The sequence below is a fragment of the Rhizobium sp. 768_B6_N1_8 genome, from assembly GCF_051811225.1.
In the GTDB taxonomy this organism is placed as follows: domain Bacteria; phylum Pseudomonadota; class Alphaproteobacteria; order Rhizobiales; family Rhizobiaceae; genus Rhizobium.
Map to the genome: position 1 here is coordinate 4,726,495 of NZ_JBPWPV010000001.1, position 24,555 is coordinate 4,751,049.

26 protein-coding genes are annotated in these 24,555 nt (G+C 60.3%); 6 read left to right on the top strand and 20 right to left on the bottom strand.

Going from position 1 to position 24,555, the window contains the following annotated elements; genetic code table 11:
* Nucleotides 1-176 precede the first annotated feature (176 nt).
* The 4 genes from guaA to AB8B33_RS23915 form a co-directional block, all read right to left on the bottom strand.
* Nucleotides 177-1,739 (bottom strand): glutamine-hydrolyzing GMP synthase, encoded by a 1,563-nt coding sequence (gene guaA, locus AB8B33_RS23900; RefSeq protein ID WP_439017102.1) that lies wholly within the window; start codon nucleotides 1,737-1,739, stop codon nucleotides 177-179.
* A gap of 92 nt (nucleotides 1,740-1,831) precedes the next feature.
* Entirely contained in the window at nucleotides 1,832-2,470 is a 639-nt protein-coding gene (locus tag AB8B33_RS23905; protein ID WP_310379595.1) for a 5'-methylthioadenosine/S-adenosylhomocysteine nucleosidase, read from the bottom strand.
* On the bottom strand, nucleotides 2,467-2,916 hold the full coding sequence (locus tag AB8B33_RS23910) for a PaaI family thioesterase (protein ID WP_113321776.1): 450 nt from the start codon (nucleotides 2,914-2,916) through the stop codon (nucleotides 2,467-2,469). Before AB8B33_RS23910 ends, AB8B33_RS23905 begins: the two co-directional genes overlap by 4 nt.
* A 153-nt stretch (nucleotides 2,917-3,069) precedes the next feature.
* Nucleotides 3,070-3,978, bottom strand: coding sequence for a LysR substrate-binding domain-containing protein (locus AB8B33_RS23915; RefSeq protein ID WP_439017103.1), 909 nt, complete (start codon nucleotides 3,976-3,978; stop codon nucleotides 3,070-3,072).
* 116 nt (nucleotides 3,979-4,094) lie between these two features.
* Here AB8B33_RS23915 and AB8B33_RS23920 point away from each other — a divergent pair, with 116 nt between their 5' ends.
* The 4 genes from AB8B33_RS23920 to AB8B33_RS23935 all read left to right on the top strand — a co-directional run bounded on the left by AB8B33_RS23920 (nucleotide 4,095) and on the right by AB8B33_RS23935 (nucleotide 7,520).
* Nucleotides 4,095-4,895 (top strand): type 1 glutamine amidotransferase domain-containing protein, encoded by an 801-nt coding sequence (locus AB8B33_RS23920; protein ID WP_439017104.1) that lies wholly within the window; start codon nucleotides 4,095-4,097, stop codon nucleotides 4,893-4,895.
* A 71-nt stretch (nucleotides 4,896-4,966) separates the two neighbouring features.
* Entirely contained in the window at nucleotides 4,967-5,263 is a 297-nt protein-coding gene (locus AB8B33_RS23925; RefSeq protein ID WP_113321757.1) for a putative quinol monooxygenase, read from the top strand.
* 40 nt (nucleotides 5,264-5,303) lie between these two features.
* Entirely contained in the window at nucleotides 5,304-6,311 is a 1,008-nt protein-coding gene (locus tag AB8B33_RS23930) for an aldo/keto reductase (RefSeq protein ID WP_439017105.1), read from the top strand.
* Between the two features lie 126 nt (nucleotides 6,312-6,437).
* The gene (locus tag AB8B33_RS23935) at nucleotides 6,438-7,520 is read left to right on the top strand and encodes a DUF2252 family protein (RefSeq protein WP_439017106.1); all 1,083 of its coding nucleotides are present in this window, start codon (nucleotides 6,438-6,440) and stop codon (nucleotides 7,518-7,520) included.
* Here AB8B33_RS23935 and AB8B33_RS23940 read toward each other — a convergent pair.
* Genes AB8B33_RS23940 through AB8B33_RS23955 form a run of 4 tightly spaced genes read right to left on the bottom strand, consistent with a single transcriptional unit; the run spans nucleotide 7,499 to nucleotide 12,570 of the window.
* Entirely contained in the window at nucleotides 7,499-8,599 is a 1,101-nt protein-coding gene (locus AB8B33_RS23940; RefSeq protein WP_439017107.1) for a DUF1513 domain-containing protein, read from the bottom strand. The two genes, AB8B33_RS23935 and AB8B33_RS23940, sit on opposite strands and share 22 nt — an antisense overlap.
* A gap of 4 nt (nucleotides 8,600-8,603) precedes the next feature.
* Nucleotides 8,604-9,707 carry an imelysin family protein gene (locus AB8B33_RS23945; protein WP_439017108.1) on the bottom strand — a complete coding sequence of 368 codons (1,104 nt, stop codon included), beginning with the start codon at nucleotides 9,705-9,707 and terminating at the stop codon, nucleotides 8,604-8,606.
* Entirely contained in the window at nucleotides 9,707-11,245 is a 1,539-nt protein-coding gene (locus tag AB8B33_RS23950) for a di-heme oxidoreductase family protein (RefSeq protein ID WP_439017109.1), read from the bottom strand. The genes AB8B33_RS23945 and AB8B33_RS23950 overlap by 1 nt, the downstream gene beginning before the upstream one ends.
* Nucleotides 11,246-11,292: 47 nt before the next feature.
* Nucleotides 11,293-12,570: an imelysin family protein gene (locus AB8B33_RS23955; RefSeq protein ID WP_439017110.1), complete on the bottom strand. Its 1,278-nt coding sequence runs from the start codon at nucleotides 12,568-12,570 to the stop codon at nucleotides 11,293-11,295.
* 231 nt (nucleotides 12,571-12,801) lie between these two features.
* Between AB8B33_RS23955 and AB8B33_RS23960 the strand changes: the two genes are divergently transcribed.
* A complete protein-coding gene (locus AB8B33_RS23960; RefSeq protein WP_113321750.1) occupies nucleotides 12,802-13,311 on the top strand; it encodes an HPP family protein in 510 nt (169 codons plus the stop codon).
* Between the two features lie 3 nt (nucleotides 13,312-13,314).
* On the opposite strand, the gene AB8B33_RS23965 is transcribed toward AB8B33_RS23960, so the two are convergent.
* The 5 genes from AB8B33_RS23965 to AB8B33_RS23985 form a co-directional block, all read right to left on the bottom strand.
* Nucleotides 13,315-14,604: an RsmB/NOP family class I SAM-dependent RNA methyltransferase gene (locus AB8B33_RS23965; RefSeq protein WP_439017111.1), complete on the bottom strand. Its 1,290-nt coding sequence runs from the start codon at nucleotides 14,602-14,604 to the stop codon at nucleotides 13,315-13,317.
* 167 nt (nucleotides 14,605-14,771) lie between these two features.
* The gene (locus AB8B33_RS23970; RefSeq protein ID WP_037070615.1) at nucleotides 14,772-15,134 is read right to left on the bottom strand and encodes a septal ring lytic transglycosylase RlpA family protein; all 363 of its coding nucleotides are present in this window, start codon (nucleotides 15,132-15,134) and stop codon (nucleotides 14,772-14,774) included.
* A 409-nt stretch (nucleotides 15,135-15,543) separates the two neighbouring features.
* Nucleotides 15,544-16,413 (bottom strand): SDR family oxidoreductase, encoded by an 870-nt coding sequence (locus tag AB8B33_RS23975; protein WP_439017299.1) that lies wholly within the window; start codon nucleotides 16,411-16,413, stop codon nucleotides 15,544-15,546.
* On the bottom strand, nucleotides 16,413-17,573 hold the full coding sequence (queG, locus tag AB8B33_RS23980; protein ID WP_439017112.1) for a tRNA epoxyqueuosine(34) reductase QueG: 1,161 nt from the start codon (nucleotides 17,571-17,573) through the stop codon (nucleotides 16,413-16,415). The genes AB8B33_RS23975 and queG overlap by 1 nt, the downstream gene beginning before the upstream one ends.
* Before the next feature lie 12 nt (nucleotides 17,574-17,585).
* A complete protein-coding gene (locus AB8B33_RS23985) occupies nucleotides 17,586-18,278 on the bottom strand; it encodes a glutathione S-transferase family protein (protein WP_192728435.1) in 693 nt (230 codons plus the stop codon).
* A 278-nt stretch (nucleotides 18,279-18,556) separates the two neighbouring features.
* Here AB8B33_RS23985 and AB8B33_RS23990 point away from each other — a divergent pair, with 278 nt between their 5' ends.
* Entirely contained in the window at nucleotides 18,557-19,354 is a 798-nt protein-coding gene (locus AB8B33_RS23990; RefSeq protein ID WP_439017113.1) for an undecaprenyl-diphosphate phosphatase, read from the top strand.
* Nucleotides 19,355-19,437: 83 nt separating this feature from the next.
* On the opposite strand, the gene AB8B33_RS23995 is transcribed toward AB8B33_RS23990, so the two are convergent.
* From AB8B33_RS23995 to dnaN, 7 genes are all read right to left on the bottom strand, one after another.
* A complete protein-coding gene (locus tag AB8B33_RS23995; protein ID WP_007813451.1) occupies nucleotides 19,438-19,590 on the bottom strand; it encodes a hypothetical protein in 153 nt (50 codons plus the stop codon).
* Nucleotides 19,591-19,875: 285 nt separating this feature from the next.
* Nucleotides 19,876-20,856, bottom strand: coding sequence for a complex I NDUFA9 subunit family protein (locus AB8B33_RS24000; protein ID WP_439017114.1), 981 nt, complete (start codon nucleotides 20,854-20,856; stop codon nucleotides 19,876-19,878).
* Nucleotides 20,857-20,966: 110 nt separating this feature from the next.
* The gene (locus AB8B33_RS24005; protein WP_007813455.1) at nucleotides 20,967-21,254 is read right to left on the bottom strand and encodes a DUF1330 domain-containing protein; all 288 of its coding nucleotides are present in this window, start codon (nucleotides 21,252-21,254) and stop codon (nucleotides 20,967-20,969) included.
* A gap of 25 nt (nucleotides 21,255-21,279) precedes the next feature.
* Nucleotides 21,280-21,987 (bottom strand): orotidine-5'-phosphate decarboxylase, encoded by a 708-nt coding sequence (pyrF, locus tag AB8B33_RS24010; protein ID WP_439017115.1) that lies wholly within the window; start codon nucleotides 21,985-21,987, stop codon nucleotides 21,280-21,282.
* A gap of 5 nt (nucleotides 21,988-21,992) precedes the next feature.
* A complete protein-coding gene (locus tag AB8B33_RS24015; RefSeq protein ID WP_439017116.1) occupies nucleotides 21,993-22,574 on the bottom strand; it encodes a histidine phosphatase family protein in 582 nt (193 codons plus the stop codon).
* Entirely contained in the window at nucleotides 22,575-23,168 is a 594-nt protein-coding gene (gene pmtA, locus AB8B33_RS24020) for a phospholipid N-methyltransferase PmtA (protein ID WP_439017117.1), read from the bottom strand.
* A 111-nt stretch (nucleotides 23,169-23,279) separates the two neighbouring features.
* Nucleotides 23,280-24,398, bottom strand: a complete 1,119-nt coding sequence (gene dnaN / locus AB8B33_RS24025; RefSeq protein ID WP_113324395.1) for a DNA polymerase III subunit beta — start codon at nucleotides 24,396-24,398, stop codon at nucleotides 23,280-23,282.
* Between the last annotated feature and the right edge of the window lie 157 nt (nucleotides 24,399-24,555).

The following is a 24,555-nucleotide window of genomic DNA, read 5'->3' on the forward strand; positions in this document are numbered from 1 at the left end:
TTCGAGCGGCGCGCGACCAAATATTTGAAGGCAAAAAACTCGCGAAGGTTGGGCCGGGCCTGACGGCGTATGGGCGCCGTTCGAAGAGCGGGGAGACGCCCGACAGAGCTGCAGATCTCCGGGTCGCCTAGAATCTATCGACTGCGCTATCCGATACTACTCCACGGTACTTCCCGTCACTCCCACTCGATCGTGCCGGGCGGCTTGCTCGTCACATCATAAACGACACGGTTGATGCCGCGCACTTCATTGATGATGCGGGTGGCGGCGCGGCCGAGGAATTCCATGTCGTAGTGGTAGAAATCCGCCGTCATGCCGTCGACCGAGGTGACGGCGCGCAGTGCGCAGACGAATTCGTAGGTGCGGCCGTCGCCCATGACGCCGACGGTCTGGACGGGCAGCAGCACGGCAAAGGCCTGCCAGATGGCATCGTAGAGACCGGCCTTGCGGATCTCGTCGAGATAGATCGCATCGGCTTCGCGCAGGATCTCGAGCTTCTCACGCGTGATGCCGCCGGGGCAGCGGATGGCTAGGCCCGGACCCGGGAAGGGGTGGCGGCCGATGAAACTGTCGGGCAGGCCGAGTTCCTTGCCGAGCGCGCGCACTTCATCCTTGAAGAGTTCGCGCAGCGGCTCGACGAGCTGCATCTTCATGCGCTCCGGCAGACCGCCGACATTGTGGTGCGACTTGATGGTGACCGAGGGGCCGCCGGTGAAGGAAACGGACTCGATCACATCGGGATAGAGTGTGCCCTGGCCGAGGAAATCGGCGCCGCCGAGCTTCTTTGCCTCGTCCTCGAATGTCTCGATGAACAGGCGTCCGATGATCTTGCGCTTGGTTTCCGGGTCGGAAACGCCTTCGAGCTCGCCGATGAAGCGGTCGGAGGCATCGACGTGGATCAGGTGCAGGTTGTAATGCTCGCGGAACATGGCGACCACGCCTGCGGCCTCGTCCTTGCGCATCAGGCCATGGTCGACGAGGATGCAGGTCAGCTGGTCACCAACAGCCTCGTGAATGAGCAGAGCCGCGACTGAGGAGTCGACGCCGCCCGAAAGGGCGCAGATGACGCGCTTGTCACCGACTTGGCGGCGAATGTCCTCGACCGCCTTCTGACGGTACGCCGACATGGTCCAGTCGCCCTTGATACCGGCGATGTTGTGGATGAAGTTCGCGATCAGCTTGGCGCCATCGGGCGTATGCACGACCTCAGGATGGAACTGCACGCCGTAATATTTGCGCTTCTCGTCGGCGATGAAGGCGTAAGGCGCGTTGGAGGATGTCGCCACGACTTTGAAGCCCTCGGGCAGCTTCGTCACGCGGTCGCCATGGCTCATCCAGACCTGATGGCGCGAACCCTTGGACCAGAGGTCTTCGAAGAGGACGCAGTCCTCGTCGACCTCCAGGAAGGCGCGGCCGAATTCGCGGTGATGACCGCTTTCCACCAAACCGCCGAGCTGCATGCACATCGTCTGCTGGCCGTAGCAGATGCCGAACACCGGAAGGCCGCTGTCGAAGATGATCTGCGGTGCCCTCGGCGATCCTTCATCGACCGTCGAAGCCGGGCTGCCGGACAGGATCACGGCTTTCGGCTGGAGGCGCTTGAAGCCTTCTTCGGCGGACTGGAAGGGAACGATCTCGCAATAGACGCCGGCTTCACGCACGCGTCGTGCGATGAGCTGGGTCACCTGGCTGCCGAAATCGACGATGAGAACGCTGTCGGGATGTTCTGTCTGGGTCATGGCGAGCCTTTAATGAAAAGCGCCTCTTCTTGCAATGCGGGAATTCGGCCGCAGCCGGGTTTTATTGTCCCGATTGTCCCTGTTTTCAGCCCTCAGAACCAGAAAACGCCGTCCTCCAGGGCGGTGAAAAGGCTGTCCACGGCATAGGAAAGCTTGCGGTCGACGATATGCAGATATTCGGTCCAGCCGGAAATATGCTGCAGCTCGACCGCACCGTCGGAAATGCCGCGAAGGCCGATCAGCGGCAGTTTGTAGCCTTGGCAGGCGCGCAGCACCGCATAGGTTTCCATGTCGACCATGTCGGCTGAGATATTGGCATAGGCGGTACCGGAAACGACATTGCCGCCGGTCGAAAGTGTGGCTTCGGGAATGCCGGGAATGCGCAGCGGCAGGTCGAGGTCCGCCGGCAGGTCGAGGAAGGGCGTCTTGCCCTTTTCGAAGCCGAGCGGCGAGGCATCCATGTCACGGTAGGAAACGGAGGTGACCTGATAGACTTCGGTCTGCTGCAGGCGTGCCGAACCGGCCGAGCCGAGCGAAACCACGAGATCGGGCAGGTCGTCTGATGCATCGAGACGGGAGAGCGACTTGGTGATCGCGATTGCCGCCTCGACCGGGCCGACGCCGGTCATCAGCGGCTCGATGCGCGAGCGCAGGAACGGGCCATATTCGGCCTCCGCGGCCATGACGAACAGGATGGACTTGCCTGCGACCGACTTCAGTTCGAATTTCATCCCGTAATTCCCTCTCTTCCGCGAATGACCATCATCGTCCCGGTCATGGACGCGATGAGCTTGGCAGGCCCGTCGCTGATCGCATAACCTCGCCCATCGGCGACGATGATGTTGGAGCCGGGCTTGGTGATCTCGCCTCTGAAGAGGAAGCGTTCGCCGCGCCCCGGCGACATGAGGTTGACCTTGAACTCGATCGTGAGGATCGAGGCTTCGGCATCGATGACACTATAGGCCGCAAAACCGCAGGCCGAATCGAGCGCTGCGGAAATGATGCCCGCGTGCAAAATGCCGTGCTGCTGTGTCAGTTTGACGTCGAAGGGAAGCTCGATTTCCACCATGCCGTGCTCGACACGCGTCAACTCCGCGCCGATGGTGTGCATGGCCGCCTGGCGGGAAAAACTCTGGCTGATCCGCTCGCGGAAATCGCCCCTGTCGGTGTCGTTCATCATGGTCCCTCTTGCGATCGCGAAAGTGGCATGGCCGGCTGGATTCGACAAGGTTTCAATCCGGCTGACAAAGGTTTTGTCTTTCGATACAAGTTTTCGATCACGCGGCGCCGAGCTGTGTTGCTTGCGGGAATAAGGAATTATTCGTCCCGACTACTTCGCGTCCGGGGCTTCTTTGACGATGTCGCTGATCAGTGTCCGCAGCCAGCGATGCGCGGGGTCATTGCGGTAGCGGACATGCCAGGCCATCTCGACCGGGAATGTGCCGAGATCGACAGGCGTCGGCAGGACTTTCAGACGACGGTCTGCGGCGAGACGCTGGCAGATCCTGTTCGGCAGTGTCGCGCAATAATCCGTCACCGCAATCATTTCCGGCACCGCCAGAAAATGGGTAACGGAGACTGCAACCTCGCGCTTGATCCCCTGTTGTTCCAGTGCTGTAAACAGGCCGACGCGCAGCCGCCCGGGCGGAAGTACGTTGACGTGCCGCATGTGCTCATATTGCTCTAGGGAAATGCTGTCCCCGATCTCAGGGTGATCGGCACGCACCACGCAGGCAAGGCCTTCATCCATCAGATGCTGCACGACCAGATTGTCAGGCGGATCGATGATGCGGCCGAACACCATCGCCGTGGTGCCGGACATCACACCGGTCTCGCCGAGATCGGTGCCGAAGGGCGTGAGGCGAAGCCGGATGCCCGGCGCAACCTCGCGAAGCCGCGCGACGATCGCCGGCACCAGCACGAACTCCACATAGCTGTTCGGCGCAATCGTCATCAGCCGCTCGGCCTGCCTTGGATCAAAATCCTGTTGGCCGAGGATGGCGTCATCGATCTTTGCCAATGCCGCGGCAATGACTGGCGCCAGTTCCAACGCCATAGGCGTCGGCTGAATGCCGTAGCGCTCACGGATGAAGAGCTGATCCTGGATCATCTCGCGCAGACGGGCCAATGCATTGGAGAGCGCCGGCTGCGTAATGCCCAGCCGATTGGCGGCGCGGGTGACGCTGCGCTCTTCCATCAGCGTGATGAAGACGGGTAGCAGATTGAGGTCATATCGCATGACTTATAATGTCACATGAATATCTGATATCATAGAAATAAACTTCTGGAATATGTCGTCCCGGAGCATGATCAGGCCATCCAAAAGGATGCCAACCACGGCAAACGGAGATGACAATGAGCAAGGCAAAAGTACTTCTGATCGGCTCCAACGCTACCCGCATCGAAATCCAAGGCGGCCGCACGGGAGCCACCGGCCAGTATCTCAACGAGACTGTCGTGCCGGCACTGGCAATCGTCGAGGCTGGCTACGAAATCGTTCTGGCAACGCCTGACGGCACCAAGCCCCATATCGACGAGGCCTCGGACACGCCGGATCATTTCGGCGGCGACGAGGCTGCCTACGAACGCGCCAAGACCTTCTATGCAAATGACCCTGCCATGAATGAGGTTCGCACGCTGCGTTCCATCGTTGAAGAGGGTCTCGACAATTACGCCGGTGTCTTCGTGCCGGGCGGTCAGGCGCCGGTAGTCGATCTGATGCAGGATCCGGATATGGGTGAAGTCCTGCGCCATTTCCATGAGCGCTCCAAGCCGACCGCATTTCTCTGCCACGGCCCGATAGCTGTCGCAGCCGCGATGCCGCATGCCCGCGAGTTCCGTGCCGCTCTGATTGCCGGAGTACCTGCCAAGGCCGCGGAATGGGCCAAAGACTGGCAATACGCTGGATACAGGATGACCGTCTTTTCCAACAGCGAAGAAAAGGTCGTCGAGGACTACATCCTGCACGCCAAGCTCTATTTCAACGTGGTCGACGCGCTGCAGACCGCCGGCGGCAAGGTCATCACGACAGCGACCGACTTCGAGCCGCATGTGGTTGAAGACCGTGAGCTCATAACCGGCCAGAATCCGCGCTCGGACCGTGCGCTCGCAGGAAAATTCGTGGCAGCGCTCGAACGTTCGCTAGCCATGGCATGATCTGAAGAAATCCGTGGGGTGCGACCATTCCGTATCCCGCGGGAACCCGATCTGAGGAAGGAAAAGCAATCATGTCCAATCCCATAAAGATCGTGGCGATCCTGACCGCCCGACCGGGCAAGACCGATGAATTGAAGGCGCTTCTCGCCGGCATGATCGGCCCCAGCAGGGCAGAACCCGGTAATATGCGCTGGGATATCTGGCAAGATCAGGCCAATGCTGACATCTTGATCTTGGATGAGCTTTACGCGGACAACGCCGCCGTGGCCGCCCATCGCGAGACGCCGCATTTCCGGGATTATTTCGCTGTCATCAATGACCTCGCCGAACGCAGGGCGCTGGTGCTCGATCCCGTACAGATTGCCTGACAGGTCGATGAACGTTCCCAACTATCTCGAGGACTAGACAATGGCACTCAAAGACATTCTCCCGGGCAAGCTCGGCTTCGGCGCCGCTCCGCTCGGCAACATGTTCCGTGATATTCCGGAGCAGGAAGCATTGGCAACCGTGGAAGCCGCCTGGAACGATGGTATCCGCTATTTCGACAACGCGCCCTTCTATGGCGCAGGACTTGCCGAACTCCGCATGGGCGAGGCGCTCGCTGGTAAGCCCAGGGATCAATATGCGATCAGCACCAAGGTTGGGCGTGTGATCCTTGATGAGATCGAAGACGTCAGCACCCGCGATCTCGGCGAGAAGGGCGAAGTCTTCAAATACGGCCGCCCCAACAAGATCGTCAACGATTACTCGGAAGATGCGACCCTGCGCTCGATCGAGGACAGCCTGAAACGCTTGAAGACCGACCATATCGAAATCGCCTGGGTCCACGATGTGGCACAGGATTTTTACGGTGACGAGTGGCTGGCTATCTTCGAAAGCGCACGCAAGGGCGCCTTCAAGGCACTGGATCGTCTGCGCGACGAAAGGGTCATCAAGGCCTGGGGTCTTGGCGTCAATCGCGTGGAACCGATCGAACTGCTGCTGGCCCTGCAAGAACCGCGGCCGGATGGTTTTCTGCTGGCCGGCCGCTACACGCTGCTCGATCATGATCGGGCGCTGCAGCGCGTGATGCCGATGGTTGCCGAACGTGGTCTCGGCGTCGTCGTCGGCGGCCCCTACAGTTCCGGCGCTTTGGTCGGCGGTCCGAACTTCGAATATGCGCCCGCCACACCCGCGATCCTCGACAAGGTCGCGCGTATCAAGTCAATCGCCGATCGTTACGGCATCAGCATGAAAGCGGCCGGGCTGCAATTCTCGCTCGCCAATCCCGCTGTCGCCGCCGTCATCCCCGGCGCAAGCAAACCGGACCGCATAGCGGAGGATCGGGCCGCACTCGACGAGGTGGTCCCAGGTGATTTCTGGCGAGAGCTTCGCAAGGCGGATCTCGTAAACGCCGAAGCTCCGCTTCCCGTATGATCACATTGATCGGCGCGGTTCATCTTAGCATGGTGAGCCGTGTCGCATCCGTCTTGGGATCATCCTAAAACCTCTTCTGAATAAGGCTCCGCAGGATTATGATCAATCAAACCTGAGGGCGAGCCGATGAAGAGATTTTCTCAATCTATGAGCGACTACGAGGCGTGGCTGGCACACGAGCTGCAGGGCGAGCTCGTACAGGAGGGTATCGACGAGAAACACCGGAAGATGCGCGAGGAGGCATTCTCCTTCTTGCGCGCTACCTACTGGCGCTGGGCGGAGATCATCTACGACGTCAGGCCGGAGCTTGCGGACATGCCGCAAGTGCTGTCGATCGGCGATACGCATCTGGAGAACTTCGGCACCTGGCGGGATATCGAGGGGCGGCTCGTCTGGGGCGCCAATGATTTCGACGATGCAGCGATTATGCCCTACGGGCTGGATCTCGTGCGGCTGGTGGCAAGCGCCATTCTCGCTCAGCCGGACGCCGGGGTTTCTGGCAGGGCGATCGCCGAGCTCATTCTCGCAGGATATGTGCGCGGCCTTGAGCATGCGAATCCCATCGTCCTGGAGCGTGATCATCCCTGGCTGCGCGACAAGCTGCTGCTTTCGGAGGATGAGCGGAAGGAGTTCTGGAAGAAATGGGAGAAGCGTAAACCCGATGAAAAGCCGGCTCCCGGCCGTTTCGTTGATGCTCTGAGGAATGCCCTGCCGAGGGGTGCAGGAAGTTTTACGCCCCTACCAGTCAAAAAGAAGGGAACGGGCAGCCTCGGGCGGCCACGTTTCGTCGCCTATGTGAAGGAGTGGCGCGGTGGGCCTGTGCTGCGTGAAGCAAAGGCGCTTGTGCCCTCGGCCTGGTCGCTGGCAAGATCAGGAGATCGCGTCATCAGAACCGGTGTCATCGCCGCCGGGCGGATGCGCAGCCCAGATCCTCATTTCGCAGTGTCGGGCCGCATTCTTGTTCGCCGGCTTTCGCCGAACAGCCGCAAGATCGAGATCGCGACCGATGCGAAGACGCTCCTGGACGGCGCCATGCTGGAACTGATGGGTTTCGAGATCGCCAATTGCCATTCAGACGACGCGGCAGGTGCTGCGGCAATTCGCAATGACCTGCACTCCCGCAGTGAGGACTGGCTCTATGAGGCGGCGCGGGCAGCCGCCGAAGTCATTGAAAAGGAATGGAAAGACTACCGCATCAGCACCGGCTGAGTGATCCGCACGATATGCTGATCCCAGGAGACATCGCTATGAGCCGACAGGAAATCGCCATCATAGGAGGAAACGGCAAAGCCGCGGGGAGCAGGCGCAATGCCTGCGGCATCGCGAACGCTGTCCTCACGCAGCACCTTGCCCGTTTTCGCATCAATGGTGACAGATGCGCCGCCGATCGGCGAGGTGACGCCGACCAGACCTTCCTTTCGGTTGACTGCGATCGCTCCGACATAATTGGCAAGTCGTCGGGTCGTCTCCTCAGGCAGGTCGATGAAGCTCAAGTCTTCGCCCTTGGCGAAATGGCCGACGAGTGGCGGCAGGTCCTTGCGGTGGCCTTCATATTGGCAGGCGAACCAGATGCGGCCACCGGCATCGGCATCGACATGGCGTGTCGAGACGGATGACCATTGCGGCGGCAGGGTATGTTTTTCGATCAGCACGCCGGTCGCCGCATCGATAAGCGCCAGCGACGGCTGCATATTGCCGAGATTGAGCTTTGTGCGGCCGAAATCCGGATGTGTCTCGATGCCGCCATTGGCAACAACGAGCATGCGGCCGTCATCGGAAACCGTCATGTCATGCGGGCCGACACCATAGGTCTCATATTCGCCGATACGGACAAAGCGGTTCGTCGCATCATAGAGGCCGATCATGCCCCTGTTATTGTCGAAGTCGTTCTCGCTGGCATAGAGCAGCCGGCCATCCGGGGAAAAAACGCCGTGGCCGTAGAAATGCCGGCCCTCCGGCGAGGTGATGACGACGGGTTCGCCCTTGTTCCAGGGGTCGAAGATCATAGCGAAGGTGCCCGGCCGGCGGGCGAAGGCGACGGTGCGCCCTGTTGCGCTGCTATGGGCCATGCCATGGGCGCGAGCGGGCAGCGGCACCTGATCGACGATCTCCCCACGCTCGGTGACCGTCGCCACGGCAAAGGAGCCGTTGGCGGTGCGGATACCGGAGGCGTAGACAGCATCGGCGCGGGTGAGCGCCAGCAGCGCTTCAGGTTTCAGCGCTGCCAGAAAGCCGATACCGGCGGCCTTGATGAAGCCGCGTCGGTCGATGGCGGCGCTGCGCCACATCGGCTCAGTCTCCGTCCGAGAAGGAGAAGCCGGCCGACAGGCCGATTGCCGCTCCATACTGATCGCTGATCGTGGTGATGAGATCGCGGCTTTCGGTCAGCAACGTATCGAGCTTGGCCCTTTCCGCATCGCTGACCGCGACTTCGATATCCGGGTTCAGCTTCGAGACGCCGTCGATGATCGTCTTCAGCTTAGCGTCGATTGAATCGGCAACCGCCTTCTTCTCTGGCGGCAGCAGTTCGGCCATGCCGGCCTTCTGCCAGAGCGTACGGATGCCCTCGAGATTGGCGGCCATCGATTTCCAGGTGTTCTTCGAACGCCAGTAAATCGCCATGCGCGGGCGAGCGGGCGTATCCTTGCCCTTGTAGAACTGCTCCAACCGCTGGTCGCGGACATTCTCGGCGCCGTGGACGAGGATGCCGAGCAGCGCGGTGACGGCTTCCTTGTTGTCCATGAAATCGTCGCTCTGCGGGCCGGGATGTTTCCAGCTCGCCTGCACACCGTCAGGCTTCTCCCAGGCGGCGACCACCTCGCCGGCCTCGCGCTGGATATTACCGGCGACGGCCTGGCCGTAGAGGCAGCGGAAGCCGCCCTTCTGCTTGATGAGGTCGTCGGAGCCGTTGCCATATAGCACATATTCGAGTGCGGTCAGGCCCTGCAGCGCCACACTCTTGCCGGCAATGGCATCGACGGTCGCGTCCTTCGGATCGGCCTTGGCGATCAGCGCCTGAACCTGCTTGAGGCCGACGCCCTTGCGATCGGGATAGAAGAGGATGTGTTCGAAGAGATTGTCTTGGATGACCGGGCCGGTCTGCACGATCTCGATCGTCGACCAGTAACGGATCACATCGTCGAATGCTGACTTGGCGCGGTCGAGCGTCTGCTGCGTCCCGGAGGCGCAGAGATCGTTCATGGCCGTCGTCAGGCGCGCGGATGATTGCTGCATATTGCGATAGCCGGGGCGGATGACCTCGTCGACAGCGCGCTGCATGACTGAAGGCACAGCATCCTCGTTGAGGCCCGAAGCGGGTGGTGCGGCGCTCTGGGCGGCAGCCGATGTGGCAAGGCCGGTCAAAGCGAGGCAAAGCAGGGTGTGCCAGGGGCGCATCAAAGTGACTCCAGGAATGTAATCAGGGCCTCTCTATCCTCTTTTGACAGCGAGGAGAATGCGCTACGGGCTTTTTCAGCTTCGCCGCCATGCCAGAGAATTGCTTCGGTGAGATTTCTGGCGCGGCCGTCATGCAGGAAGAAGCTGTGTCCGCTGACAGTCCGGGTCAGTCCTATACCCCATAGCGGCGGCGTGCGCCATTCACGTCCACCGGCCAGTCCTACTTGCTGTCCGTCGGCCAGGCCATCGCCCATGTTGTGCAGCAGGAAATCGGAATAGGGCCAGATGAGCTGGAAGGATTGGGCCTTCTCAGCCGTATCGCGGCGGGTGACGAACTTCGGCACGTGGCAGGAAATACAGCCGGATTCGTAGAAAAGCTGCTTGCCGCGCAGGGTCCCGGCAAAACTTGCTTTGCGGCGCGACGGCACGGCGAGGTTCTCGGAATAGAAGGTAACGAGATCGAGCACCGGTCCTGGTGCCTCCTCATTGCCGAGCCGTTTTTGCACGCCATCAGGCATGGCGAGGCACTTTGTCTCGGCCGCGGTGCAGTCGCCATCAGCGTTTGGCGCATCCGGCGTCGAGATGCCGATATCGGTGGAGAAGGCATCCGCACTCTGGTCGCGAACTGTGGCATTTTGCGCTTTCCAGCCGAAACGGCCGAGTGCGATCTGGCCGGTGCGATGATCGCGCACGATCGCGGCCCTACCGGAAATGCCATCATGATCGAGATCATCAGGATCGGCATGGGCCAGAATATCGGCCTCGGGAATTGCTTCGATCAGCCCGAGGCCGATCATCGGCGGGGCGACGCGCGCCGAGATCGTTGTCGCCGGGTCGAGCGGGCCGTAGGCGAGGTCTTTGACGGAATAGGCCGGCTTGCGCAGCTTCACCGTTTCGCCGCCGGCAAGCGTGATCGTCTCTTCGGTGTAGGTGACCGCGACCTTGCCCTCGGCGGCAAGTCCTGGAACGGCGAGATCCTGAAGCTGGTGGCCGTAAACCGGATCGGGGAAATTGACGACATCGGCGTCGGCGATCGCTTTTTCTTCCTCAAGTGTCTTTGCCGCACGGGCCACGCGCAGGACCATCGAGGTAGCGCTCGGACCGCCATCCGGTGGTTTGCCGCGGCCGTCATTGGCATGACAACTCATGCAGGAGCGGGCATTGAAGAGCGGACCAAGCCCATCGGATGCCTGCGTCGAGGAGGGCGCGGAAACCCAGAGCTTGCGGAAGAGCGCATTGCCGAGCCGAAAATTCTGCTCTTCCTCGAAAGGGATATTGGCCGAGATGTGCGAGAAACTGTCTTCGGTGACCGGATCGATAGAGGTTGCCGCACCCGCCTGCATCGCCTCGTAGGGTTCGGCCTTGGTGAAATCGCCGGTCGGCCGCGTGACATCGACGACGCGCTTCAAATCCGCATCGGAAAGATCGGTACGTCCAGTCGGAAGATCGAAACTACCGGCAATAGCGACGGGAAGTCCGGCGAGCAGAGCGCAGAAAGCTGCGCTGACAAAGAGACGTCTGGCCGGGTTATGCGACATTTCAAGGGTCCGGGCCACTCCGGTTTCGGAGCGGCCCGCCTTTTTGCTTATTTGAAGACAGCGTTAGGATTATCCAGGCTGTCGGAACCTTCAAGCTCGACGGTGCCGAGGTCAAGTGCGGCAATAACGCGCTGGACCGACTTCGTCTGGTCGATGAGACCGTCGATGGCGGCCTGAACGACGGCGTTGCCTTCCTTGTTGCCCTCGCCGATCATCTGATCGTACTTCTCGACCGTCTCGCCGCGCTTGGCCATAGCGTGCATGGCATCCAGCGTCTTGTTGAGCTTGCCGGTCATCTCGGCGTCCAGAGCCTTATCCTTGGCGACGACGAGGTCGTGCAGTGACGGGCCGGTCAGCTTGGTGCCGTCGACGCGGGTATATTCGCCCGTATAGGCAGCAGCGATGCCGATCGCGTCGTTCAGATGCGAATTGTAGGTATTGTCCGAGAAGCAATCATGTTCTTCTTCCGGATCGTGCAGCAGCAGGCCGAGCTTCATGCGCTCGCCGGCCAGTTCACCATAGGAGAGCGAACCCATACCCGTCAGGATGGCGACGAGGCCAGCCTTCGGATCGGCTTCGACGTGCTTCGTCGCTTCGCCACCCGGCGCCCAGTCATCGGTCATTTCCTGCAGGTCGGAAACAAGCAGCGTGGAAGCCGACTTCAGATATTCGGCGCGACGGTCGCAATTGCCGTGCGTGCAATTCTTGAGATCATAGTCAGTAGCAGGACGCTCGCCGGCGCCTGGTCCCGTGCCATGCAGATCCTGGCCCCAGAGCAGGAATTCGATGGCGTGGTAGCCGGTCGCGACGTTGGCTTCGATACCGCCGGCCTCGGCAAGCGTACCGGAGAGGAATTCCGGCGTCAGCTTGGAGGCGTCGACATCCTTGCCGTCAATCTTGATCGTCTTGTTGGCGATGACGTTTGCGACATAGAGGGAGTTCTCGTCGCTTTCCGTACCATAGGAGGGATCGACGTAGTCGATCAGGCCTTCGTCGAGCGGCCATGCGTTGACCTTGCCTTCCCAGTCGTCGACAACAGGGTTGCCGAAGCGATAGACTTCCGTCTGCTGATAGGGAACGCGTGCCTTGATCCAGGCATCCCTGGCGGCCTTCAGCGTCGCATCATCAGGCGACTTCAGAAACGCGTCGATGGCCGCGTCGAGCGCCTTGGCTGTTGTCAGCGAATCTTCATACTTGGCATGCGCGACCTCGGCGTAATGCTTCACGACAGCGGCTGCGTCGGTTGCCGCATACGCGGGAAGGGCGAGCAGGGCGGCGGGGGCAATCGCCAGCGCAGCTGCTCGGAATGTGCGGTTGAGCTTCATAATCCTCTCCTGTGACGGATTTCCGTCTGAATCCGGCATTCGTCTCTTCGCCCAAAAGCAAACTGGTGTCAAACACTCTAGTTTGGAATGGTTTTAAGGATGGATTTCCGCGAGGAGCCTGTCTATTTGAAAAGCATTTGCTTGAAAATTCAGCAAGAGGCGCGCTATTAATTGCGCACCCTGCTTAATCCTTCATCCGATCCTCCTGAACACCTCATCCGACCGGCCTTCATGCGTCATCACATCAGGCATTTCATTCATCGCCACGAGCCGAAGGGCGCGTTCCATGCGCATCTGAAGTCCGGAATTGGTGCCGTCATCGGCATGGTTTCGGTCGGCATCCTTGCTGTTACGACAGGCATTCCGCTGCTGATTGCGCCCTTCGGCGCAACGGCGGTGCTGATCTTTGGGCAGCCGAAGAGCCCGCTCGCCCAGCCGGCAAATGTCATTGGTGGTTACGTTCTTGCTGCGGCGGTCGGCGCCGCAGCCGCTTTCTTCTTTCCGGGTCTCTGGTGGGTCGCGGCAATCGCCGTCGGTATCGCAATCGCCGGCATGCTGGCGCTGAGGGTCACGCATCCGCCGGCAGGCGCCGTGCCGCTTGTTGCTCTCGGCTCGCATCTCGGCGGATTGACGCTTTTTGCAGTCGTCCTGTTCGGCGGCGTCCTGCTGGTCGCGATCGCCGTCGTGCATCACTTCATCCCACCGCGGCATCAATATCCGCTGCGGGCGCCGTCGCCGTAAGGCTCAGCCTGTTCTTTTGAGGCGGCAGAAGAAGAAGCCGTCCGTATCCGTCGAGGCCGGCGTCAGCGTGATCGTCTTGCCGTCGGAAGAACGTGGGCGCGTCCCATCCTTGCCGAACAGGCTGTCCCAAGCGGGCAGGGCGCTGACGATTTCGAAGTCGCTGTTGTCGGTGGCAAAGCGCCGCACCTGTTCTTCGTTCTCCTGCGGTAGCACCGAGCAGGTAACGTAGATCAGTTCGCCGCCGGGGCGCACGAAGCTGCGCGCCTGCGTCAGCGCGTCCTGCTGCTGGGCAGTGCGCTCGTCGAGGTTCTTGGCCGTCAGTCGCCATTTCGTATCCGGGCGCCGGCGCCACGTGCCTGTGCCGGTGCAGGGCGCGTCGACTAGCACCTTATCGCAGCGGTCGCGCAGGCTGGTCAGGCCTCTGATATCGTCATGGACCTGGACATTGCGTGTGCCGGCGCGCTTCAGCCGCTCGATGATCGGCGCAAGCCGCTTGCGGTCGGCATCATAGGCATGGACCTGGCCCTTGTTATGCATCGCAGCCGCCATGGCGAGCGTCTTGCCGCCGCCGCCGGCACAATAATCCAGCACCTGCTCGCCATCCCCAGGCAAAACCAGATCCGCAACGATCTGCGATCCCTCGTCCTGAACTTCAAACCAGCCTTTCTGGAATGAAAGCTCGGCCGTCACGTTGGGCAAACGTGAGGCACCCTCGCCGGCGGGAATCCGGATGCCGTAGCGTGCGATCTTCGCCTCATTGGCGCCGGCGCGTTCCAGCGCCTTGACGGCCTTTTCGCGGGTGGCCTTCAGGATATTGGCACGCAGATCAAGCGTCGGGCGTCCAGCGAGCGCCTGGGCCTCGGAAAGCCATTCGTCGCCGAAAGCCTGTTCGAAGGAGGATTGCACCCATTCTGGAATATCGCCCTGAACATGCGGGGCTGCGTCGGAAAGAGAGCGGCTCGTAAAGGCCGCGAGTGCGTCGGCCGAAAGCGGCGTCGGCGCGAACTTGTCGTCAGCAAGTTCGGCGGCCAGCGTTTCGGGCGTGAAACCCCATTGGCGGAACATGACGGCATGGGCAATGGCAACGGCGCTGTCGTCGTCCATCAGATAGGCATGGGACAGTCGCATGCGCAGCGCATCGTAGACAATGTTGCCGATCGCCGCCCTGTCGCCGGAACCGGCGAAACGGTGAGCGAGGCCCCAGTCCTTCAGCGCATCGGCGACAGGCCTTTTACGGGCATCGATATCAGCCAGAACCGAAATCGCCCCTTCGAGGCGGCCGCCCAAACGCATTCAAACTTCTCCTGTTGCCTTGGCTAGTGAACGATCCGCGCGGAAAGAGCCTCAGGAAGCCTGATGGCGGGGCAGATTGTTTACAAGTCTCAACCGCGTGGTTACCCGCGATTGACGGCAAGAGCAAGCGCCGCATCCGGCGCAGGGATTTTGCGGAGGACGTAGCCTCAGCTCATGACTTCGTAGCAAACCTTCGCAGTACCTGTGGAGACCATGCCGATATTCTGGGCAGCAGCGCGTGACAGGTCGAGTACGCGACCGCGGATGAACGGACCACGATCATTGATGCGAACGACGACGCTGCGGCCGTTGTTGCGGTTGGTGACCTTCACCTTGGTGCCGAACGCCAGAGAGCGATGTGCGGCAGTATAGATGGCCGGGTTCATGCGTTCCCCGGAAGCAGTTTTGGAGCGAAGTGCGTACCACGAAGCACCGCCACATCCGTTAGCAGCAAATCCTTCCGCCGGGAGGATGAAAGAGCAGGCTGCAATGGCTGCGGTAGTGATTAGAGAACGGCAGATTTTCTTCAAAACGGATTGTCCCTCAACTATTGAACTTGCGCCTTCACAGGCGGTGGGGCTTCAATCCGGGGAAAAGTGGCGAAAAAGTGCCGATCGCGATCACGGAACGTTACAGCTTGTAACATTTGTGATTCTGGTAACATTGCGGTAGCAGGACACCGCTTTGACGAATTGTGGAAAAAACCTAATGAAATCAGCTAAAATCCGAACGATTTTTTCGGGAAAGCGGTAAACATTTGATGGCCGCCGGAAATCACAAAAAATTTTTGCTCATACCGCCATATTTGCTGCCACATTTGCGCAAATTTAGAGGCCGTTAACCATAATGCGGAGCGAAATTCGCGTCGCTAAAATAAGAAAGTAGGAAATTTCTACTCTTTTTGAATTATAGCCCTCTCACCCGAATGGGAGGGTATCGTCAGCCCCGCCACCCCTCATTTTGCCAGAGCTGGGCGAGCGACATCGGATAGTTCGGGAAGGCAAAACGGAAGCCCGTGGCCTTCAGTTTGGCATTGGAAACCCGCTTATTCTCTCCATAAAAGGAGCGGGCCATGGGCGTCATCTCGGCCGTCTCGAAAGATTGCTCTGGCGGCGGTGCGACGCCCATCAGGCGGGCGGCTTCGACGATGACATCCTGCGGCGGGCCGGGCTGGTCGTCGGTGACATTATAGATGCCACCGAGCGCATGCTCTGACAAAAAGCGGGTGGAAGCGCCGATGTCCTCCACGCGGATGCGGTTGAAGACCTGGTCCTTCTTGATGATGCGGCGCGCCGTGCCGCGATCCAGATTAATGAAGGCGTTGCGTCCTGGTCCGTAAATGCCGGAAAGACGCAATATTGCGGCCGGTACGTCGCGGGCACGTCCGAGCGCAAGCCAGGCGTCCTCAGCGTCCAGACGTTCCTTGGAGCGGCCGGAGACCGGCACACAAGGGGTTTCCTCGGTCACCCAGGAGCCTTTGTGGTCGCCATAGACGCCGACCGTGGAGAGATAGCCGATCCATTGCAGCTTCGGCAGAAGCACCGTGCTGTCTTTGCCGAGCAATGCAAGCAGCGGATCGGCATCGCGCGGAGCGATCGACTGCACGAGATGCGTAACGCCGGCCATCGCCGCACGCAGATCGTCGCTCAGGGTTTCGCCGTCGAAGATGAAGGCTTCGATCCCGGATCTCCGCAGCTCTTCCGCCTTTTCCTCCGAACGGGTCGTGCCGGAGATGCGCATGCCGCTGTCACCAAAGGCTCTGGCGATCGCCGTACCGGAATAACCGCAGCCAAAGATCATCACATGCATCAGCTTACCCCCGCCAGTCGCCATTCGTTGAGGACTTCTTCGTCCGACTCATTTTCCCTTTGTGCGGCAAAGGCTTCGAATTCACCAGCCTCCATGAGCCGCGACAGTGCCCAAACTGCCATGCCGCGCACGACAGGAGAGGCATCGGCGGCGAGCGCACGACATTGCTCGATCAGGCTACGATCGCCGGAATTGCCGGCAGCGATCAGCACATTACGAATGAAGCGGTCACGCCCGATGCGCTTGACCGGAGAACCGCTGAAGAACGTACGGAAGGTTGGGTCGTCGAGGGTCAAAAGGAAGACGATCGAAGGTTCCTTCAGATCCTCACGCGCCTTCAGCTTCATTTCCGACGCTTCGTTTGCGAACTTGTTCCAGGGGCATGCGGCAAGACAATCGTCGCAGCCGTAAATGCGGTTGCCGATCAGCGGCCTGAACTCGGGATCGATCGGCCCCTTATGCTCGATCGTCAGATACGAAATGCAGCGGCGCGCATCGATCTGGTAGGGCGCAGGAAAGGCAGCCGTCGGGCAGGCATCGAGGCAGGCGCGGCAGGAGCCGCAATGATCGGCCTCCGAGGCATCTATATTGAGATCGGCAGTCGTGAACATCGAGCCGAGGAAAAGCCAGGAGCCATGCTCGCGGCTGACGAGATTGGTGTGTTTGCCCTGCCAGCCGAGACCGGCCGCCGCGGCCAGCGGCTTTTCCATGACGGGTGCGGTATCGACGAAGACCTTCACGTCTGCGCCAGCCTTGGCTGCGAAGCGCGTGGCGATCTCTTTCAGTCGGCCCTTCATGACGTCATGATAGTCGCGGTTGCGGGCGTAGACGGAGATTGCCGCCCTATCCTTCCTGTCGAGAATGCCGCGAGGATCCTCGTCCGGCCCGTAATTGAGGCCGAAGACGGCAACAGAGCGCACATCGCTCCAGAGCGTGCGCGGATCGCCGCGACGCTCGCGCGTTTCCGCCATCCATTCCATTGTTCCATGCCGGCCGGCATCGATGAATTGGCCGAGTCGCTGCTTTGCGTCAGGGATCGAATCCGGACGGGTGACACGACAGAGATCGAAGCCGAGAGCGGCCGATTCCCTCTTCAGGAAGGCGGTCAAATTGTCGCGGCGCTTCCGCTCCTTAATATCTTCGGTTTTCGGTTCGGGCATCAAACGCCCTCGTCAGAAATCCAGGTCGGCGTAATGGGAAACCGGCGTCAGACCGCGCACGCGCTCGGTGAGCAGCGGACGGAAGGAGGGGCGCGATTTCAGCCGCTGGTACCAGTCCTTGGCGAGCGGCGATTCCGACCAGTCGATCTCGCCGAGATAATCGAGAATAGAGATCGAGGCTGCAGCGGCAAGATCGGCATAGCTCATCCGCTCGCCGGCGAGCCATTGGCGCGAGCCGGCGAGCCAGGTGAGATAACGCATGTGTTGGCGGATATTCGCGCGTGCCGTGCGTAACATCTTGGAATCCGGGGCGCCGCCGCCCTGGTCGGCCGTCATTTGCAGCTTGTAGACGCGCTCGCGCGCCAGCGGCTTGGTGACGTCGTTTTCCATCTTTTGCATGAACCATTCCGTCAGGCGACGGATTTCCGCGCGCTGGAACGGATCTTCGGCGAGCAGCCTGCGGTCGCGCTTCAGCACGCCATGCGTCTCGTCGAGATATTCCGAAATCACCGTCGCGCCGCAGAGTGCACGCATGCTGTCGTCCACATAGACGGGCAGCGTGCCAGCCGGGTTGAGCGCCAGGAAGTCGCGGCGTTTCTCCCAGGTCTGTTCTTCGATCAGCTCTGCCTGATAGCCGTATTCCGCCAGAATGAGCCTGACGAAGCGAGACGCGGACGACATGGGATGATGATAAAGCGTGGGCATCGATACTCGGACTTTTGATTGTTGTGCATGGGTTCAGGGGCGCCCCGATTATACCGCCCTAGTCATGACTCATTAGTTGAAGCTATAGGAGCTTGGCCCCTTCAATACAAGCGAATCGGGTCACACCTGCCTGACAAGGGACAAAACATGGCTGCCTGAACGATCGCAACTCCCCGCTCGCCTTTTCTTGCCTCCCGCTCTGGCGAATGATGATTGTGCAGTGCAATATAGCCTGACCGCCATTCCAGTCCGACCGAACCCCAAACCGGAGACACTTTATGGACTACATAAACTCTATAATTCTGGGCATTATAGAAGGGATCACAGAGTTCCTGCCGATTTCGAGCACCGGCCATCTGATCATTGCGGAGCAGTGGCTCGGCGCCCGTAGCGACACCTTCAACATCGTCATTCAGGCAGGAGCGATCCTCGCCGTTACGATCATCTACTGGCGTCGTCTGCTCGATCTGCTGCTTGGCTGGCGCGATCCGCAAAACCGCGATTATGCCTTTAAGCTGATTGTCGCCTTTCTGATAACGGCGGTTCTCGGACTGTTGGTCAAGAAGCTCGGTTTCGAACTGCCTGAGAACGCAACGCCGGTTGCCTGGGCGCTGATCATCGGCGGTATCTGGATGATCTTTGCCGAATGGGCTGCCGCCCGCCGCCCGCCGAGCACTCAGATCACCTGGCTCGTCGCCATTCTTGTGGGCATTGCCCAGGTCGTTGCCGGCGTCTTCCCCGGAACGTCCCGCTCGGGTGCCACGATTTTCGTCGCCATGCTGGCGGGTACGGCTAACCGCGCCGCGGCAACCGAATTTGCCTTCCTCGTCGGCATTCCGACCATGTATGCGGCAAGCGCCTTTTCGCTGCTGAAAACCTTCAAGGATGGCGGTGCGGCAAACGAGGACTGGACCGCGCTCGGTATTGCCTTCGTCGTTTCCACAATTGTCGCCTTCGTCGCCGTCAAGTGGCTGCTGGCCTATATCAGGAGCAACCGTTTCACGGTATTTGCGATCTATCGCATCATTCTGGGTGTTGTGCTGCTCGGCATGGCGATGGCCGGCATGATCAACTGAATGACCGGACACGCGAGTGAGCGATATATATCGCTCACCCCGAGAGAAAAGATGAAGCCGGTTCGAAAGGACCGGCTTTTCTGTTAGTGGGTGATGGAGGCCGTTGAGCAGGGATCGACGCCGTAAGCCGGCGAGCAACTGCCCTTCACCGCTGCGACGGAGCCCGGCGCAATGAAGGAGCCTGCGAGGATTACCAGTGCCGCACACGCAAAAAGAAGCGCGATTGACTTACCCATCAGAAATAGCCTTTCACAGTGATTGCCGCACGCCTGCGAGGCGCCTTGAGTCTGTCTGGAGACGCGCGGGGGTGTTTAGTCAGTGGAATAGCAAATAGCAATAAATGTTCCTGCTAAATTTGGTGTTAATTCCACTAAATTTCCTATGCGTCTTTTATGCAACGTCACACAACATGAGATGCAGCGTAACACGCCAGGCTTGTGCCGGATTGGCGCCTCGCGAAAATGGAAAACGCCGCCCGCGAAAGCTCGCGAACGGCGTTTGAATTGTCTTCTATCGATTGATCAGGCAGCTTTGCCGGAGCCGGTATACTGGCCGTGCGGACGATACTGCACGAGGTAGGAGTCGAGCACCGAAGTCGCCATCGTCGGCGTGATGCCAAGGCCCTTCAGCGTGCGGCCCTCGGCTTCGGCTTCATTGGAAACGACGTTGTCGTGCTTGAGAAGCTTGACCTGGTCCGGCGTGATCGGCGGCGCGATGAACGGCACGAGCGAGGCGATGCTGCCAATCAGCGATGCGATGCTGAAGGGCAGGGAAACGAGCCGATTATTGCGTACCGTAACCTTGAGTATGGTTTCGAGACATTCGCGGAAGGTAAGGACCTCAGGACCGCCGAGCTCATAGATCTTGCCGCCTTCGACCTTGCCGTCGACGGCACGGGCAACGGCCTCTGCGACATCCTCGACATACACGGGCTGGAACTTCGTCTTGCCGCCGCCGACGAGCGGAAGGACCGGGAACGTACGCGCCATATCGGCGAACTTGTTGAAGAAGCTGTCCTCCGGGCCGAAGACGACAGACGGACGGAAGATCACCGCATCCGGCTTGATCGACAGGATGGCGGCTTCCGCGCGGCCTTTGGTACGGCCGTAGTTGGAGTTCGAACCGGCGTTGGCGCCAATGGCGGAAATGTGGGTCAACGTTGCGCCGGCATTGCGGGCGGCTTCCGCCACAGCACGACCGCCGAACTCCTGCACGGCGTCGAAGGTGTTGCGGCCGCTCTCGAAGAGAATACCAACGCAGTTGATGACATGGTCGGCGCCTTCGACAGCCCGGTCGATCGAGTTGCGGTAGCGCAGGTTGGCCTGGACCAAAGAGATCTGGCCGACATTGCCGAGCGGCTGCAGGAAGCCGGCAAGGTCAGGGCGGCGCACGGCAACGCGGATGCGATAGCCACGCTTGGCGAGCACACGCACGACATGTCTGCCGATGAAGCCGGACCCTCCGAACACGGTAACGAGCGGCGGCAGGTTGGCAAGGGTCATGGCAGGCTCCTCGAAAGGCTTTGGAATGCTGTGATTGTTTTCGTCTTAGCCGAATACCGACGCGACGAAAAGGGCCATCGCGCCGCAGTTCTTACCCGTTCGAAACTGGCTCAGACGCCTTCGACCACGACCATTTCCGCATCAGCCACCTCATGGCGGATTTTTGCGGCGGCCTGGTATTCCGGCGAATTATAGCAGTCGACGGCATGCTGCATCGAGGGAAATTCGATAACGACGTTGCGGGCGCGCGCCTTGCCTTCAAGCTCGGTGATCGCGCCGCCGCGGGCGAGGAAGTTCGCGCCGTACTTCTCGAAGGCAGGCTTTGCGGTTGCAACGTAATCCTTGTAGCGCTCGAGGTCGCGCACATCGACGCGAGCAATCCAGTATCCCTTGGGCATTTTTATCTCCCCTTCAGCGGATGTGTCAGCGATTCGCCGGCCAGAGTGCGGCGACCATTTCATTGAGGATTGCGCGAGCCGCTTCCCGCGGCTCCGGCGCCTTGACGATCGGCCGGGCGACGACGAGATGGGTGGAACCGGCCTTCAGTGCATCCGAAGGCGTCATGACCCGCTTCTGATCGCCCCTCTCGGCGCCTGTCGGGCGGATGCCTGGGGTGACGATCGCCATGTCAGGTCCGACAATCTCGCGGACGCTGGCGGACTCCTCGGCAGAGCAGACGATACCGCCCATCCCGGCAATGCGCGCCTGTTCCGCACGCCGCGCGACCAATGTTTTCGGATCGTACTGATAGCCGGCCTGGACGAGGTCATCGGCGTCCATCGAGGTCAGCACCGTAACGCCAAGCAGACAGAGGCTGGAGCCCTTGGCCGCTTCGACGGCGGCCTTCATCGCTTTCGGATAGGCATGCAGCGTCAGCATCGACATGCCCATCTTGGCGATGTTCTCGACACCGGATGCGACCGTGTTGTCGATGTCGAGCAGCTTCATGTCGAGGAAGATCTTCTTGCCGCTGGCCGCGAGATCGCGGGCAAATTCCAGCCCGCCGGCAAAAACGAGCTGATAGCCGATCTTGTAGAAGAGAATGTCGTCGCCGAGCGTGGAAACCAATCTTTCCGCTTCGCCAATCGTTGGAACATCAAGCCCGACGATCAACCGCTCGCGTGCGTCCATCTCAATCATCCCCGCCAGTCTTCAATGGGTGTCCAGTCGCATGATAAGCGCCGATCCGCAAGGCCGAAAGCATAGAGATTGCCACCACCGCCTGGCTGGTCGCGATCACGCGCAATCGGTGCGCCCATCAGATGGCACTTGAGCAGCGTTCCGACGCCACCATGCCCGACGAAGGCGATCGGCGCATTTGCCTCATGCGAGGATAGGACGGTCTCGACGGCGGAGACGATGCGGGCCTGCGCATCGGCGGCCCGCTCCCAGCCTCTGAAGCTCTCCAGCGGGTGGGCGAAGAACCAGTTGGCCGCCTCCTCGAATTTGTCGGGCGGCAGGAAACCAGTGGCGGAGCGGTCGTTCTCGTGCATGCCATGCACGATCTCGATTTTCACGCTTGAGGCCGCAGCAAGGATTTCCGCCGTCTCGATCGCCTTCGTCTCATTGCTGGAGACGATGCGGGTCAGCCGCTTCGCCCAGTCGCTCGAGGCAGCCTTGCGGGCGCGTTCGGCGCCGATCTCGGAAAGACCCCACTTGGGAACGGGAACCTGCGGGTCGATCTTGACCTGAGGGTGGGTGATATAAAGTCCAAACATTTATCCGCGCCGATAGATCCAGAGTTGAGCAGGAGGAATATTGCGCACGATGAAATCAAAATGATGAATGCTGTAACGATCGGCATTGGCAACGATCGGCGAGACCGCGCCATAGGAGATCTGTACCATCGGCCGGCCTGCCGGCATGCGGTCGAGCAGGCTTTCCAAGAGCGCAATACGCGCCTGCATGGGGAAGTTCAGGAGCGGTATACCCGAAATAACGGAATCGAATTCCTGATCCTTGAGTGAGCCGAGCGTTTTGTCGAGATCGAAGGCATCGCCGTTGATGAAGCTCACGCCGGGGTAAAGCTGCATAAGGTGTTCGTAGAAGTCCGTCGAATATTCGATAGCGACGAGCTTTTCCGGCTTCACGCCATGGGCAAGGATCGCCTTGGTGATGGCGCCGGTGCCGGGACCAAGTTCAAGCACGGGCAGGTCCGAATGCGGATTTGCGACGCTTGCCATCTTGCGGGCAGTGATCGAGGAAGTCGGAACGATGGAGCCGACGGTCTTCGGCCCCTGCATCATGCCCTTGAAGAAGCGGATCTCCTCGTCAAACTTCTTGCCGAGCCGTTCCTTGAGCCGCAATGCCATGCCGTCCTCCCATGCCTGCCGGTCAACTTTCCCTTAATTGCAGGAGGGTGAAGCAAAAACAAGAGGCGATGTCGCGATCAGGAAAGTTTCAACTGCAAAAGCGACGCGCGTTTAAACACGCATCGGCATCAGCACGTAGAGCGCGTCATCGCCGGCGGTGTCACGCACGAGTGTCGGCGAACCTGCATCGGCCAGAAGGAAGATCGCTTCGTCGCCGGAAAGCTGCGCGGTGATATCGAGCAGATACTTGGCATTGAAGCCGATTTCCATCGGATCCGTATCGTAGCCGACGGCGACTTCTTCCGTGGCACTACCGGAATCCGGATTGTTCACGGTGAGCAGAAGCTGACCATCGGAGAGCGCGAGCTTCACGGCGCGGCCGCGCTCGGATGAAATGGTCGAAACGCGGTCGACGGCCTGGGCAAAGCTCGTGCAGTCGACGCGCATTTCCTTGTCGTTATTGGTCGGGATGACGCGCTGGTAATCCGGAAAGGTGCCGTCGATCAGCTTCGAGGTCATGACGATGGAACTGAGGGTGACCCGGATCTTGGCATCGGAAACTTCGACGGTGACGATCGCATCAGGCGTATCGACCAGCTTCTGCAATTCGCCAACCGTCTTGCGCGGAATGATGATGCCGGGCATGCCTTCCGAGCCGGAGGGGGCGTCGACATCGGCGCGGGCGAGACGGTGGCCGTCGGTCGCAACGGCGCGCAGCTTCAGGTCGCCGCTGCTCTCGATCGTGTGGAAGAAGATGCCGTTCAGATAGTAGCGGGTTTCTTCGGTCGAGATCGCAAACTGTGTGCGATCGATCAGCATCTTCAGATCGCTTGCCTTCAGCTTGAAGGAATGCGTGAAGGTGCCGGCGGTCAGATCCGGGAAGTCGGATTCCGGCAGGCACTGCAGCGAAAACTTCGAACGGCCGGACTGAACGGTCATCGAGCCGCCATCCTGGGAGGTGGCAAGCAGCACTTCCGCGCCATCGGGAAGCTTGCGCACGATGTCGTAAAGAAGATGGGCGGGAACGGTGGTGGCGCCGGCCTGCTCGACATTGGCAGGCGTCGCTTCGGTGATTTCGAGATCGAGGTCGGTCGCCTTCATGTCGAGGCTCTGCCCATCGGCCTTCAGCAGCACGTTGGACAGGATCGGAATCGTGTTGCGGCGTTCGACCACGCGGTGCACGTGGTTCAGCGACTTCAAAAGGTTTGACCGCTCAATAGTAATACGCATGGGATGCTACCGCTTTCGACCTTTATTGTCCGGGCGCTCGGAAGCGCCGCGTCACTGCTTTCCCCTTTGGGAGAGGGGAGTGGACGGGCAAAATGGCAGAACTTTGCCAGCGATTGCAAGAGGCATGGCTGCCCGCAAGCCCGCAAATGCCGTTTTG

Bases quoted from the DNA above. Each gene is read 5' to 3' on its own strand.
- AB8B33_RS23950 (WP_439017109.1), bottom strand. From the start codon at position 11,245: ATGTCGCATAACCCGGCCAGACGTCTCTTTGTCAGCGCAGCTTTCTGC.
- AB8B33_RS23945 (WP_439017108.1), bottom strand. From the start codon at position 9,707: ATGCGCCCCTGGCACACCCTGCTTTGCCTCGCTTTGACCGGCCTTGCC.
- AB8B33_RS24000 (WP_439017114.1), bottom strand. From the start codon at position 20,856: ATGACCCTTGCCAACCTGCCGCCGCTCGTTACCGTGTTCGGAGGGTCC.
- dnaN (WP_113324395.1), bottom strand. From the start codon at position 24,398: ATGCGTATTACTATTGAGCGGTCAAACCTTTTGAAGTCGCTGAACCAC.
- AB8B33_RS23990 (WP_439017113.1), top strand. From the start codon at position 18,557: ATGGACTACATAAACTCTATAATTCTGGGCATTATAGAAGGGATCACA.
- queG (WP_439017112.1), bottom strand. From the start codon at position 17,573: ATGCCCGAACCGAAAACCGAAGATATTAAGGAGCGGAAGCGCCGCGAC.
- AB8B33_RS23955 (WP_439017110.1), bottom strand. From the start codon at position 12,570: ATGAAGCTCAACCGCACATTCCGAGCAGCTGCGCTGGCGATTGCCCCC.
- AB8B33_RS23930 (WP_439017105.1), top strand. From the start codon at position 5,304: ATGGCACTCAAAGACATTCTCCCGGGCAAGCTCGGCTTCGGCGCCGCT.
- AB8B33_RS23975 (WP_439017299.1), bottom strand. From the start codon at position 16,413: ATGCATGTGATGATCTTTGGCTGCGGTTATTCCGGTACGGCGATCGCC.
- AB8B33_RS23915 (WP_439017103.1), bottom strand. From the start codon at position 3,978: ATGCGATATGACCTCAATCTGCTACCCGTCTTCATCACGCTGATGGAA.
- AB8B33_RS23940 (WP_439017107.1), bottom strand. From the start codon at position 8,599: ATGTGGCGCAGCGCCGCCATCGACCGACGCGGCTTCATCAAGGCCGCC.
- pyrF (WP_439017115.1), bottom strand. From the start codon at position 21,987: ATGGACGCACGCGAGCGGTTGATCGTCGGGCTTGATGTTCCAACGATT.
- AB8B33_RS23935 (WP_439017106.1), top strand. From the start codon at position 6,438: ATGAAGAGATTTTCTCAATCTATGAGCGACTACGAGGCGTGGCTGGCA.
- AB8B33_RS23925 (WP_113321757.1), top strand. From the start codon at position 4,967: ATGTCCAATCCCATAAAGATCGTGGCGATCCTGACCGCCCGACCGGGC.
- AB8B33_RS23920 (WP_439017104.1), top strand. From the start codon at position 4,095: ATGAGCAAGGCAAAAGTACTTCTGATCGGCTCCAACGCTACCCGCATC.
- AB8B33_RS24015 (WP_439017116.1), bottom strand. From the start codon at position 22,574: ATGTTTGGACTTTATATCACCCACCCTCAGGTCAAGATCGACCCGCAG.
- pmtA (WP_439017117.1), bottom strand. From the start codon at position 23,168: ATGGCATTGCGGCTCAAGGAACGGCTCGGCAAGAAGTTTGACGAGGAG.
- AB8B33_RS23960 (WP_113321750.1), top strand. From the start codon at position 12,802: ATGCGTCATCACATCAGGCATTTCATTCATCGCCACGAGCCGAAGGGC.
- AB8B33_RS23905 (WP_310379595.1), bottom strand. From the start codon at position 2,470: ATGAAATTCGAACTGAAGTCGGTCGCAGGCAAGTCCATCCTGTTCGTC.
- guaA (WP_439017102.1), bottom strand. From the start codon at position 1,739: ATGACCCAGACAGAACATCCCGACAGCGTTCTCATCGTCGATTTCGGC.
- AB8B33_RS23985 (WP_192728435.1), bottom strand. From the start codon at position 18,278: ATGCCCACGCTTTATCATCATCCCATGTCGTCCGCGTCTCGCTTCGTC.
- AB8B33_RS23965 (WP_439017111.1), bottom strand. From the start codon at position 14,604: ATGCGTTTGGGCGGCCGCCTCGAAGGGGCGATTTCGGTTCTGGCTGAT.
- AB8B33_RS23910 (WP_113321776.1), bottom strand. From the start codon at position 2,916: ATGAACGACACCGACAGGGGCGATTTCCGCGAGCGGATCAGCCAGAGT.
- AB8B33_RS24005 (WP_007813455.1), bottom strand. From the start codon at position 21,254: ATGCCCAAGGGATACTGGATTGCTCGCGTCGATGTGCGCGACCTCGAG.
- AB8B33_RS23995 (WP_007813451.1), bottom strand. From the start codon at position 19,590: ATGGGTAAGTCAATCGCGCTTCTTTTTGCGTGTGCGGCACTGGTAATC.